Here is a 12,569-nt window from a genome sequence, read left to right on the forward strand (position 1 = left end):
TGCTTATTCTAGAAGGCTAATACGTACATCAAGACAATTTGCACCAGCAGTAAGAACACCGCGATGGGGGCCTGCTGCTTGATGACTCCCATCTTATCATGCATTTCTAGTAATGCCACCGGCAGCGAATTGAAGTTCGCGGCCATGGGCGTCAGCAGCGTGCCGCAGTAACCGGCAGTCATGCCGATCGCGGCGACCACCGCGGGATTGGCGCCTTGGGCGACCACGAAGGGAATGCCGATGGCGGCCGTGATCACGGCAAATGCTGCAAAGGCGTTGCCCATGATGATGGTGAACACGGCCATGGCGACACAGTACAGGATAACACCCAGCAAATGATTCCCGGCGGGAAAGACATTGGCGATCAGCTTCGCGGTCAGTGTGCCTACGCCGGCGGCAGTGAAAACAGCGCCCAGCGTCGCCAGCAGTTGCGGCAAGATGCCGGCCGAGCCCACTGAGCGGACCATGCGCTGGCTATCCTGGTAGATCAGCTTCGCCGGGGCATGGGTCAGCAGAATGGCGACGATCAAGGACACCGCCGCGCCGATGCCGATGCCGACCTGGCCTGCCTGCGGTCCGAGACTTTTGACCTGAGCAATGGCGATGGAGACGATGGCCAGCACGACGCTGGGAAAAAAGACCCAGCCGCCGATGCGTTTGGCCGCCGTGGCCGCGTATTTCGGGTCCACTGGGGCAATTTTACCCACCTGAATCTGCTTGAATAATGCTAAGATCCCGATGACGACGATGATCCCGCCGGTCACGGCATAGGGGATGACCGTGCCGAAGGCAAAGATGACCGCCAGCAGCAGCCAGAAGAGGCCGGTGCCGATATGCGCTGGGTTGTCCTTGGCTTTGATGGACTCAATGCCGGCGATAGCCAGGAGAAAGCCGATGAGACAGTACATTACCGTGAGCAGAATGTTGCCGAATTGGGCCATCAGTTACCCTCCTTGGTGTCGTTGAAGCGGCGGTCAAACCAAATATTGTACAGCGCGACGGTCACCAAGGTAACCACCGCCACCGGGATGGTATACAGCACGATTTGCGTGCCGGTGACGGGGTGCTTGAGCGACGTCATCGTGCTGACGATGAGCAAGACACCGCCGGAAGCGACGAACAAGTTCTGGGCAAAGAAATTACCGAAGTTATCCACGGCAGCGGAACGGCCCTTGATCTCATCCAGGTCCTTCTCCGTCAGCGGCCGTTTCACCTCGGCCGCCGCGGTGACCATCGGCGTGATCAGCGGGCGGACGAATTGCACCTGACCGGACAACGAGATACCAAAGACACCGCCCAATTCCCGCACGATTAAATACAGATTCAGAATACGGCTGGCGGTCAATGATTTCATTTTTTGAATCCCGTTGACGGCGACTTCCTTCAAACCGTGGCTTTCGACCAGGCCAATCATTGGCAAGGTCAGAAAGAATAGCGAGACGACCCGGTTCTGGACGAAACTCTGGCCTAAAGTGGTCAGTAAAGTGGGAATGTCCATGCCGGCCAGGAGACCCGTGGCCAGAGCGGCAATCACTACCACCGCCACGGTGTCCCATTTAAAAGCAAAGCCCAGGACGATGATGACGATCCCGAGCAGTTTGAGATATTCCATGCGATACCCTCCAATTATGATAATGAATTAACTCTCCATTTTATCGGTAATCAGCAGGGTAGTGCAATAGGCAGAACCGGCTTAGCGGTTCTGCGGTCGGTGGTACAAAGCGGCCAGACTGACAATGGAATCCAGCGTCATGATGATCGCCATCAGCCACATCGCGGCCATATTGTGCATGGTGGCCACCAGACCGATCAAGATGATGTTCAGCGCCAGCATCAGCCAGGCCATGAAGCGAGAAGACATGGGCATAATATTCACTTCCTTTTATATTATAAGATAGCACGCGGTCAAGAAAAAAACACCGCCCAGTGGCGATGTTTTCAGAAAATCAGTGTTCAGCTGCTTTGATTTGGCTGTCCAGTTCGGGATCGTTGAGGTCGGCTTGCACAAAGTGGGAGTCGTGCACCGGCAGATGCAGGTTGAAGTCCGAGAATGTCTGCAAGGAGACCTTACCGCTGGTCAAATTATAGGCCAGAATGTGGCCGCCGAAGGTGCGGTCGTCGTCCAGAAAGTGCACGTGGAAACCGGCGCTGGTCGTTCCTTGGTACAGATCTGGAGAATAATAGCCGATCAGGGTGCCGGTGACGTTGTCCTTTTCAAAAACGTGCTGGCTCTTCGCCGCCTCGGCCAGGGGCGGGTAGGGCTTCTTTTGCTTATCGATCGCCCGGGTCTGGACGTGGCCGAAAGTGCCGTGGATCTTGAACGCGAAGAATTGATTAGCGAAGGTGTGGGCCTTGAAGATTTCCTGTTCCAGCGCCTCACTGGTCATATTTTCCCGGTCATAATCATTGGTCGGGTCGTCGAAATGTACGTTGGCGAAGGGGGTCAGCTCATCCGGAGCCATTTCCCGGACGGTGCCGGCGCCGGAAATTTGATACGCTTTGCCTTCTAAGATCACCATTTCCCCATCTAAGCCATCGGCCGTACCGATACCGGTATCTCCGTGGGTCAAGAGATCGGCGACACTCATGGTGCCGTCGTACAAGCCCGGCACCAGCAGCGCCAGGGTACCGTGTTGATACAATACATCTTCTTTTGCCATTATTCAGCCATCCTTTCCAAAATCGACGGGCATTAAAAAGAGATTGAGGCAAGCTTGAGTCTCGTGTATACCGAGTGCCAATGCGTAGCAACCGGAGGCAAAATGGGCTCAGTGGTGGAAACCACGCAGCGGCTTTGCCGCTGATGTGGTTAGGCGACTTTGAGACCGCGATTTTTGCGGGCTCAAAGCGCCGTCACCACGTTCCAGCCCAATTTTGCCGGAGGTTGCGGAGCATTGGCACGGCGTACGGAGAAAGAAGCTTTGTCACAATCTCCTAAATCACAATTACAGTTGGTCCGGTAACAGAGATTCACCCAATGCCTTATTATCGCTGTAATCCACCGGGATGTCCACGAGGACTACGCCTTTCGTGTGGAACGCCTTGGTCAGAACATCATCCAGCTCTTCGGGTTTATTCACCCGCAGGCCGGTAGCGCCGAAGCTCTCGGCGTATTGGACGAAATCAACCGGCCCAAAATCCGTACCGGCAGCTTGGCCGTATTTCAGTTCTTCCTGGAATTTGACCATGTCGTAGTGGCCGCCGTCGTTCCAAATCAATTGGACGATGTTGGCCCCCAAGCGGACTGCTGTTTCCAATTCTTGACCAGAGAAGAGGAAGCCGCCGTCCCCGGCGACGGAAACAATCTGGGTATCCGGCCGTACCAGCGACGCCGCGATCGCCCAGGGCAGGGCCACACCCAGTGTCTGCATGCCGTTGGAGAACAGCAGATGGCGGGGTTCGTAACTGCGGAAGTGGCGGGCCATCCAGATGTAGTGGGAGCCCACATCGACGGTGACGGTCATATCATCGGTGACATGCTGCTGCAAGGCTTGAACGATGGCCAGCGGGTGGGACATTTTTTGACCAGGCTTCGCGGCCGGCGGCACGTCTCTGGATTGCAGTTTGTCTTGCAATTCAGCTAAGTACGTCTTCGAACTGTCGGCGACTTGGTACCCGCGCAGATACGGCAGCAAGAAATCCAGTGTCTGGGCGATATCGCCAACCAATTCCTTCTCCGGCTGGAAATTGTGGTCGATTTGGGCGGCGGAATCATCAATGGCGATGATCCGGGCGTCGCTCTCAGCGTTCCAGTTCCGGGGTTCGTATTCGATCGGATCGTACCCGATGGTGATTACCAGATCGGCGTGCTTCAGCAGCATATCGCCGGGCTGGTTGCGGAAAAGACCGACGCGGCCGAAGAAGTTCTTCTCCAAGTCGTGGGAAATAATGCCAGCGCCCTGGAAGGTTTCCACGACGGGCAGGTCAGAAACGGCCAGAATATTGCGGATGGCCGCAGTCACTTCCGGCGACGATGCCCGCATGCCCAGAAGTAAGACGGGCAGCTTGGCTGCTTTGATCTCTTGGGCCAGCAGGGTGGTTTCAGCCGGGGAGGCCGGCCCCAGCGTGGGCGGGATCAAGGGCTTGATCACCTTGCTCTTGACGGGGGCATTGACGACATCCATGGGGACACTGACGAAACTGGCGCCCTGCTTGGAGGATTCCGCAGCCTGATAAGCATTGGCCAGTACTTCAGAAATGTTTTCCGGTTCTTGCACTTCCACGGAATACTTCGTGATCGGTTCCATCAAAGCGGCGGAACGGATACTTTGGTGGGTCAGCCGGAGCAGGTCAGCCCGGGGCACTTGGCCAGAAATGGCCAGCACCGGGTCGCCCTCAGCGGTAGCCGTGACTAAGCCAGTGGCCAGGTTGCTGGCCCCTGGGCCGGAGGTCGTTAACACGACGCCAGGCTTGCCGGTGATCCGGCCGATACCAGCGGCGATGAAGGCCGCGTTTTGTTCGTGGCGGGTCACGATCAGCTGCGGTTTCTTAGGCAGATCGCTGTGGGCCAGGACTTCGAAGACCCGGTCCACTTTGGCGCCGGGCAAACCGAATACGTATTGGACATCATGGTTGATCAGGCTGTCGACGATGGCGTCGGCGCCGCGGTAAGACGTATCAGACACTGAAGAATCCCTCTTTCTTATAGGTGATACACAGGTTGGTGAATGTGTATCATTTTACGCTTCAAACTGTATTCGTCAAGGGCTAAAAATGCTTATATTACGTGCAAAACAGCACTAGCAACTGTTATACAAACGGTGAATGCCAGCGGCATGGTACACTAAGCTTGAACAGTGCTTTGCAGAAAGGAGCCGATTACATGCAATTAACTCAAAACTGGCTGGCCCAGCTGCCCGTAACCGTCACAGAAGCTATCCCAGTGGGCGGCGGCGATGTGAATGCCGCGTTTCGGCTGACCACCTCCCAGGGGACAGTTTTCTTACTGGTGCAGCCTGGTCAGACCAAGGATTTCTACGCCGGCGAAATTGCTGGCCTGAAGCTGTTTGCGCAGGCCGGCATCAACGCCCCGCGGGTGATCGCCAACGACCAGATCAACGGGGATGCTTATTTGATCCTCAGCTATGTTGCCAGCGGCAGCGGCGACCAGTACGCGTTGGGCCAAATGGTGGCCAAGCTCCATCAATTCCAGAGTCCCAATGGAGAATACGGCTTTGATTATCCGTACAAAGGTACCGCGATCGCCTTCAGCAATGCTTGGACGAAGAGCTGGGCCGAGCTGTTCGTGGATCGCCGCTTAGTGGGGTTAGCGACCGCCATTAAGAAGAAAGGGCTGTGGGATACGGCCTGGCAAACGCCCTTTGACCGGTTGTGTGCCCGGCTGCGGGATGAATTTGAAAAAAATCCACCGGCCCCGTCCCTGCTCCACGGCGATTTGTGGGGCGGCAACTACATGTTTGACGCCCAGGGCCAGCCGGTGCTGATCGACCCCTTGGCGCTGTTTGGCGACCGGGAGCTGGATATCGGCGTGACCACAGTCTTTGGCGGCTTCAACGAGCGCTTTTACCAAGGCTACCAGGCGACTTACCCGCTGGCGTCCGGGTATGAAGAGCGGATCCAGGTCTATCGGCTGTATTATTTAATGGTCCATTTAAACAAGTTTGGCGCCATGTATGCCGGCAGTGTAGCTGGGGTATTGGCCGCCATCAGTCGTTAGGCGGAGATTGACTTACAAACTTGTTCGCGGAGGCGCACGCTTTCTTGCCTATGATAGAAGGGAAGAAAGGGGCGGTATCCATGCGCAAGGTTTTAATTGGGATTGGGGTTTTCGTGCTGCTGGTGGCCGGGGTCGGCTTTGGTTTGAAATTTTGGACAAAGGATCAAACCAGTACGACGGCGCAGGTGATCGATCTGTTAAACCCGTTTGTCACCCAGGAGACGGTTTATGTGCAGACGACGAGCCGGTATGCCCAGCGATACAAAGACAGTACCGGTAATAGTATGGACTATGCCTATGACACAGTCAGCTATAATGCTCAAGGCCAAGCCCGGACGATTCGCTACACGGCGTTTGGCAAGAAAATTAAGCCGAATCATTATTTGGCAATCACGACTAAGGGGCAGAATGTACGCCAATGGGCAGAAGTCGCCTGGCGCAACATTCCATCCGCAGCTCAGGTCAAACTGAAGTAACGAAAAACGATCCAATTCAGGCGCTGCTGCCAGTGCTGAATTGAATCGTTTTTTTAGGTTAAGCGTTTGGGTGTTTCGCTTCAAAGGCACTGAGCGGGATCAGATCCTCACCGTAGTAACGCTTCTTGAACGCCGCGATCGTCGCTGCGTCGAAGCGGGCCGGATCAAGCTGCAAATGCTCAACGGGGATCGGCCGCTCGTTGGTGATCTTGACGTCGATCAGCACCGGTTCGCCACTGGCCGTCACCGCCAAAGCCCGGTCAAAGGCCGGTACCAGGTCCTCAACCTTCGTCACAGTGATCCCGGTCATCCCTTGGCCGTCAGCAATTTCGGCGAAATTCAGGCCCGGCATATCAATCCCGAACCATTCCCGGCCGTCGTCTTCCTGTTCGTCCTCGATATACCCCAGGGCATTATTCGAAAAGACGACGTTGATGATCGGCAAGCGGTAGCGGACTTCGGTGTTCAAGTCCTGCATGACCATGGCAGCCGCCCCGTCCCCGGCCAGGTTGAAGACCTGCCGGTCCGGATAGCTGAGCTGGGCAGCAATGGCCCCCGGCAGACCCACGCCCATGGTGGCGAACAGCCCGGAGGTGATCCACGGCTGCTTGCCGTTCACTTTCAACAGGCGTACCGAATTCTGGGTGACATCACCGACATCGATGGAGAAAATAGCGTCGTCCTTGGCAATTCGATTGATCTGCTTGAAGGCCGGTTCAAAGCGCAGCCGGCCTTCGGTGCGGTTCATCATGTGATCGTTGTATTGATGCCAATTGGCGACATTATCCTTGTTTGCCGCGTACCAGCCAGTGGGAGCCGTGGCGGTACTGCGGTCCAGCAGTTTCTGCAAGGTCTGCTTAGCGTCGGCCAAAATGGCGACATCGGCGTGGTGCCGTTTGCCCAGCATCTTCGGGTCGCTGTCGATCTGAATGAACTTGGCCGCCGGATTGAACATCACTTCGGCGAAGGGGTAATTGGACCCGACAAACATGATCAAGTCGGCTTCCCGCAACGCTTCATTCGCCGGTTTTGACGCCACCCGGGCCGCTGATCCCAGCAGCGCTGGGAATTCATAAGGAATGATCTCCTTGCCCAGGGCGGTGGTGATCACCGGCAATTGCAGTTTTTCTGATACCGCCTCAACGGTGCTTGCCGCACCGATGGTCCCTTGGCCCACGTACATGACCGGCTTCTTCGCCGCTTGGATCAGGGCTAAGGCCGCGTCCACCTGCTCATCGCTGCCGGCGGCCAGTTCCGGCCGGGCAAAGTTTGCCGCGGCGCTGTAATAGCCGTTGGCAGGAATCTCTTCCCCCGGCAGATCGTTAGGAATCACCACGACCGCCGGCCCATGGGCCGCGAAAGCCCGGCGAATCGCTTCGTCCACGATATGGGGCAGCCCCGCTGCCGTGGTCACCGTCCGGGCATACACGGCCGCGTCTTGGAACAGCGGATCCTCATTGAGTTCCTGGAAGAAATCAAAGTTCATAAATCGTTGCTCCACCTGGCCCACCAGGAATAGCGTCGGTACCTTATCCATCTTGGCATCGTAAGCACCTTGGAACAGATGCGTCGCCCCCGGCCCGGCAGAGCCAAAGGCCACACCGATATGCCCAGTCAGCTTGCCATCAGCCACCGCCGCCAGCGCGCCAACCTCTTCGTGACGCACATGAATATAGCGGATCCGTTCCTTTTCCGCATCCAGGGCGTACATCATATTGTTGAATGTCCCGCCGGGAATGCCGTAGATATGGTCCACATGCCAGCTCTCCAAGGTCCGCAATACCGCGATCCCTGCATTAATCGTATCAGCCATCGTTGATACCCCCTTACTCATTTCTGGGGCTTATCATAGTCGCAATTGGCGGTAGTACAAGAAATATGCTTGGCGGCGGGGCTAGCAACGTAGAATTAAAAATGCGGTTCGACTAAACAAAAGGTTTGGTCTAACCGCACACATGAATGCACGTTGAAATAATTGAACGAAGTGGGAAATTCGTACGTATAGTATGTTTTACCAAACAACAAAATTGTTGCTCACGCATTTGCGCGGAAACGGTTCCAAAGTGAAAACATCCATGTTATTCTGAATTTGCAAATGGGAAGAATGATAGATGCGAGAAATCAATTTGTTTTCGTCAAAAATGGCCACATGGTTTCGACCTGCTGGATATTCCATCCGGCACTGAGAACTTCCAGGGCATCAAGAATCTGTGCATGCATTTTGTTTGCAGTTGTTGGATCACCTTGATGAAATACTAGAGCGGCTTCCAGCACCTTGCGATGTGCAGAAAACTCAAGCTTATCTTGCAAGACATTATTCCGGTGGGAGCGTGCCAAGAGATCTTCCGCTTCGTCATATTCACGAGCTGAAGCAATGAGTGCTGTTGCCACATTCAAGACGATGTTGGTTACCAAATCAGCGTTATTCAGTACAGTGATATATGTAGATGCACGACTGAAAATGTTCTGTGATAACCAAACGAGATCCGTCTTGGTGAGGAATAATGGGATGTAGCGCAGCATATTCAAATCGTAAAAAAACCAATTACGTTGCGACTTTAGATACGTGACAGCAAACGAAGAATCTGCTTCCGAAAGTGGTGTTGACTGTATCATGCCAATGGCAGAGCGAACGGTAATTTGATCTAAACGATTGAACGGTAGGCCAATTGGCTCGGTTGTATGAGTTTCCTGAATCTTGGATAACAGTCGATTCAGTGTGATGACGTCTCTACGGTTGTATGCCTGAGAAACTGCGTCGTAGAAAGAAGCAACATTGCTAGGCTGAAAATTACTTTCTTTGGTGAAAAATTCCGATGGCGAGATACGCACTCGATCAAGAAGTGGCAAGATAGTGACGAGATAGGGAGAGGTCTTGCCCTGTTCAAATCGACGCAAAGAAGATTCACTCATGATTCCTGCACAGGCTTGAGCGACAGTTATCTTGCGATCTTTGGCACGTAAAATTTGGAATGCATGCCCTGAAGTTATCAACTCGTTCATATGGGACGCTCCTTGGGAGGGACTGGCAACTATGGATAAACTAATTCGAAGCCTTGTTTTGATTATACTCCTTGGTGGTGTGCTTTTCCCATTACCAATTGATCCACAACCGGGTTCCGGAAGAAATCACGTTCCGCCGGTTCAAGTAGTGGTAAATGCAGAAGAAAAATGATGGAGCAGAGTATCGTCAACAAAGAAGGGGAAAACAAGGAAGGTAATGAACTGAAACTTGAAAGCCCGAAAGTGCACTGATGCCTTGGTAATTGTGAGATGGCGGCGGGAATGATCTTGTTTTTGTCAGATTCCCAATAGGTTGACAAGATTCTTCGGAAGAAAACTGACAAAATGGTCAACGATGTTATTTATTACTTCCTCTGCCGTGCCCACTAAAGTGGCTCCCAGTGTGGATAGTGCCTTCAGAAGCCATGCCAGTGCTTGCGTTACTGCAATGTCTGGCATGACTTCATTCATCTCGTAAAACAGATCGCCAAGTGTGCGTTCATCCTCGTTTAACCGCTGTTGCCACGCCAACAGGTCATACGTCATCATCACGACGGCCAAATGACCGCAAAGACCGTCATAGCTTTGAACCTGGGACTTGTCCAAACGTAGATACTGCTTGGCTACTTTGAAATAGCCTTCAATCTGCCACCGACGACCGTACATCTGGATAATTTCTTCAGGACGCAAATTAGTTTGGGTCGTAGCTAATACCAGATAACTACTGGCATTCTTCCGGTTAGTCACAAATACCAGCTTCAGTGGGTACGCTACTTGCGTCCCATCATCCAAGTTCACATAAGCTGTGACGATGGGGCTGTACTGATAATTGGTGTGCGTTTGCCGGCGTGAAGCGCAGAACCGTTCGTAGAGATCCTTGACGGAGTAAAGTCGGCCACGATAGCGGTAGTAGATCTTCTTCGTGCGCTTGATCATCCCGATACCGGCTAACCCCATTGTTTTCAAGGTATAGAACATCCGCGGTGAACTGAACCAACTGTCGAAAAGTACGTAGTGAGCCGGAATATGATTTGCCAGAGCCTGCGTTAGCAGTTCTACCGAGACGTCATTCATTTTGCCTTGGGCTTGAACACGGCGTTGACCAGCAATTGACCGGCCACTGGTAGTTTTAGCTGGGCTCCCCAGTCGCTGGGCAGCACTCTTAGAGGACATCAGCGCATAATCCACTGGTAACAGGGTGTTACCATCGCTCCAAGCCAAAGTGAGTGCCCGGAATCCGCGTTGATAGACATGATCGTCGTGGTTAAACACACGGGCAAGCAGTTCTGTCTTGGTGGAATAATCCCGTGCAAAAAGGGTATCATCCAGAATAAACGCGAATCGTCGGCGGGCATCAATGTATGGTCGTAGATGTTTAATAATCGCGGCCCCAACCAGACAAGTCAGTCGTTGCCAATTGATACGGCCATCGTTCAGATCATTACGGACCGTCCGAATCGTACAATCCGGATCGGGCATCGCTCGGTAAAGGGAACGGCCCAAAAACTTGGTTTGGATCAGCCATGCCAGCACCTTGGTCAGTGAAATTGATGAGCGTCTTCTAAAATTCGCCTTTTTTGTCAGCTTGCTCAAGCCCACGAGTGACGAAAAACGAAGAATGATGTTCTTAAGTCCCAATTCAGTCCGTGTATGTTCTATAATATTCATGGCGCGTCTCTCCTCTGTATCAGATTTTTGGTCGAATCAAGTATACAACGCAGGAGAGTCTGCGCTTATTTTTGTGCCAAAAAAGCCAGGAACCACGCATGTTTAACGTGATTTCCAGCTTTCAAGTTTCAGTAATGAAAATGAAAGCATGGCGTACACTAACGATTGTCGGCGTAATTCTTGGCAGCCTGGTTTTGGGTGCGACCGAAGCTTTTGCCGCAACGGTGCCAGACCATAGCGTAACAACACAGGGATACATTGACAATAATGCGCCAATGACCAAGTATGTCGGCGGTGTTGTTCGCTATGGCAGCACCAGTGCGACGTACTTCTGGATTGACACGCCGATGGAAGTCTACTACTCAGACGGTATGTATACCGGCTACCTGCAGCGGGATCACAGCAGTTTTGAGCATAACTTTCAAAATGGCACTGATCGCTGGGTATCGACGTATTCTGGAACGGTGCGGAACGTACGGGGTGGTTCCGCAATCCCGCCTTATCGGATTGAATTGAATAAGTAACAAATAACTCGCAATAAGGGTTGTTAGAAGTCACTTTGTTACCGCACCCAATCCCACATGGTATATAATGAGGCCATCAAGAAGGAGGTTGCCTATCATGAAAAAGAAGGGCATCTGGATCACGTTGTTGGTCGTTGTCGTTGCCGCAATCGGCGGGATCTTGGGGTATCGGTATTACACCAGTAAGACTGCGGTACCGAAGACCTTTGCCGGGCGCGTGCTGGAAACCTATGTCCCGAACTATCTCTTTGTGGATATGACCATCAGCTTTGCCAACGGTCACGCTTATCTACTGCCCACTCAAGCAAGTACTGCCGTATTTCTAGGCAACTCGCCGACAAGTGGGAAGAAGACTGAACTGAAACCCATGACGAAGACGGTTTTCAAGATGTTGGTCGGTAGTACCGACATCAACGACATCGCGAAGGTCAAGGTCGGTCAAAAAGTTGATTTGGGTCGGGCGGAGTTTACCCGTTCCGGCAAGCAATGGACGGTCACAACGCCCAAGCTGACTTTGAAGCTGACGGATCGCGGCGATACTAGCTTTAAGTCCCAGGATGGCACGTTCTGGCTGCTGCGAAAGGATGATAGTAAGTAATGTTGGACACCCATACAGACGAGTAGAGACCGCATTGCCAATACAGGCAACACGGTCTCTTTTTTTTGCATTATGAGTAATTGGCGTTAGTCGTGGAAATGCGTCTCCAGGAAGGAGAGCGCTGCGTCGTAGTCGGGTTCGCGAGTTTGTTCGTCAACGATTTCTTCGTAACGAATCTTGCCGTTGGCGTCGATGATAAAGATAGAACGGACCAGAACATTGCTGTCCGGTACGAGCAGGTTCATGGCCCGGCCAAAGGACCCTTCGGAATCGGACAACAACTGCATCCGTTTGACGCCCTCAGCCGCGCACCAGTTTTGCTGCTCAGCGACGGGGTTCGTCGAAACGGTGTAGAAATTGATGCCCGGGAACTGGTCAACTTCTTGATTGAACTTCTTGGTGGAGATGCTGCACACCCGGGTATTGATGTCCGGAACGACACTGATCAAAGCCGGCCGGCCAATCATCATCGCGGTGGTGAAGTACGCGCCGTGGGCATCTGTCATGGTGAACTTCGGCAGCGTTGCCCCGCGCCGAATCGGTTCGCCCAGAACAGCGACCGGTGCCCCATTACGTGTAACTTGCATGAATCGTAGCCCCTTTCAAATTTAGCTAACGCTGAT

The 12,569-nt window shown here is 53.2% G+C and carries 14 protein-coding genes; 5 read left to right on the forward strand and 9 right to left on the reverse strand.

Annotated features, from left to right (window positions below):
* Positions 1–8 precede the first annotated feature (8 nt).
* The 5 genes from FMM01_RS14705 to alsS all read right to left on the reverse strand — a co-directional run bounded on the left by FMM01_RS14705 (position 9) and on the right by alsS (position 4,625).
* On the reverse strand, positions 9–941 hold the full coding sequence (locus FMM01_RS14705; protein ID WP_150393017.1) for a DUF979 domain-containing protein: 933 nt from the start codon (positions 939–941) through the stop codon (positions 9–11).
* On the reverse strand, positions 941–1,612 hold the full coding sequence (locus tag FMM01_RS14710; RefSeq protein WP_027829369.1) for a DUF969 domain-containing protein: 672 nt from the start codon (positions 1,610–1,612) through the stop codon (positions 941–943). Before FMM01_RS14710 ends, FMM01_RS14705 begins: the two co-directional genes overlap by 1 nt.
* Before the next feature lie 81 nt (positions 1,613–1,693).
* Positions 1,694–1,867, reverse strand: coding sequence for a hypothetical protein (locus FMM01_RS16365; RefSeq protein WP_162921604.1), 174 nt, complete (start codon positions 1,865–1,867; stop codon positions 1,694–1,696).
* Positions 1,868–1,946: 79 nt separating this feature from the next.
* Positions 1,947–2,660 carry an acetolactate decarboxylase gene (gene budA / locus FMM01_RS14715; protein WP_027829370.1) on the reverse strand — a complete coding sequence of 238 codons (714 nt, stop codon included), beginning with the start codon at positions 2,658–2,660 and terminating at the stop codon, positions 1,947–1,949.
* A gap of 285 nt (positions 2,661–2,945) precedes the next feature.
* The gene (gene alsS / locus FMM01_RS14725) at positions 2,946–4,625 is read right to left on the reverse strand and encodes an acetolactate synthase AlsS (RefSeq protein WP_150393019.1); all 1,680 of its coding nucleotides are present in this window, start codon (positions 4,623–4,625) and stop codon (positions 2,946–2,948) included.
* Between the two features lie 197 nt (positions 4,626–4,822).
* Here alsS and FMM01_RS14730 point away from each other — a divergent pair, with 197 nt between their 5' ends.
* Positions 4,823–5,677 carry a fructosamine kinase family protein gene (locus tag FMM01_RS14730; protein ID WP_150393020.1) on the forward strand — a complete coding sequence of 285 codons (855 nt, stop codon included), beginning with the start codon at positions 4,823–4,825 and terminating at the stop codon, positions 5,675–5,677.
* A gap of 80 nt (positions 5,678–5,757) precedes the next feature.
* Positions 5,758–6,153 (forward strand): YxeA family protein, encoded by a 396-nt coding sequence (locus FMM01_RS14735; RefSeq protein WP_027829373.1) that lies wholly within the window; start codon positions 5,758–5,760, stop codon positions 6,151–6,153.
* Positions 6,154–6,211: 58 nt separating this feature from the next.
* Here the strand turns inward: FMM01_RS14735 and spxB are convergent, their stop codons facing one another.
* Positions 6,212–7,966, reverse strand: coding sequence for a pyruvate oxidase (gene spxB, locus FMM01_RS14740; RefSeq protein ID WP_150393021.1), 1,755 nt, complete (start codon positions 7,964–7,966; stop codon positions 6,212–6,214).
* A gap of 308 nt (positions 7,967–8,274) precedes the next feature.
* On the reverse strand, positions 8,275–9,156 hold the full coding sequence (locus FMM01_RS14745; RefSeq protein WP_150393022.1) for an Rgg/GadR/MutR family transcriptional regulator: 882 nt from the start codon (positions 9,154–9,156) through the stop codon (positions 8,275–8,277).
* A 31-nt stretch (positions 9,157–9,187) separates the two neighbouring features.
* Here FMM01_RS14745 and FMM01_RS16370 point away from each other — a divergent pair, with 31 nt between their 5' ends.
* A complete protein-coding gene (locus FMM01_RS16370; RefSeq protein ID WP_190973392.1) occupies positions 9,188–9,328 on the forward strand; it encodes a hypothetical protein in 141 nt (46 codons plus the stop codon).
* A 125-nt stretch (positions 9,329–9,453) separates the two neighbouring features.
* Here FMM01_RS16370 and FMM01_RS14750 read toward each other — a convergent pair whose 3' ends face one another.
* Positions 9,454–10,824, reverse strand: a complete 1,371-nt coding sequence (locus FMM01_RS14750) for an IS4 family transposase (RefSeq protein ID WP_150391763.1) — start codon at positions 10,822–10,824, stop codon at positions 9,454–9,456.
* A 134-nt stretch (positions 10,825–10,958) separates the two neighbouring features.
* Between FMM01_RS14750 and FMM01_RS14755 the strand changes: the two genes are divergently transcribed.
* Together FMM01_RS14755 and FMM01_RS14760 are read left to right on the forward strand one after the other, a co-directional pair.
* Positions 10,959–11,348, forward strand: a complete 390-nt coding sequence (locus FMM01_RS14755; protein WP_150393023.1) for a hypothetical protein — start codon at positions 10,959–10,961, stop codon at positions 11,346–11,348.
* Positions 11,349–11,445: 97 nt separating this feature from the next.
* Positions 11,446–11,946, forward strand: coding sequence for a hypothetical protein (locus tag FMM01_RS14760; RefSeq protein ID WP_150393024.1), 501 nt, complete (start codon positions 11,446–11,448; stop codon positions 11,944–11,946).
* 86 nt (positions 11,947–12,032) lie between these two features.
* On the opposite strand, the gene FMM01_RS14765 is transcribed toward FMM01_RS14760, so the two are convergent.
* Positions 12,033–12,533: a thiol peroxidase gene (locus FMM01_RS14765; protein WP_027828770.1), complete on the reverse strand. Its 501-nt coding sequence runs from the start codon at positions 12,531–12,533 to the stop codon at positions 12,033–12,035.
* Positions 12,534–12,569 lie beyond the last annotated feature (36 nt).

The sequence above is a fragment of the Schleiferilactobacillus harbinensis genome, from assembly GCF_008694105.1.
Lineage (GTDB): Bacteria > Bacillota > Bacilli > Lactobacillales > Lactobacillaceae > Schleiferilactobacillus > Schleiferilactobacillus harbinensis.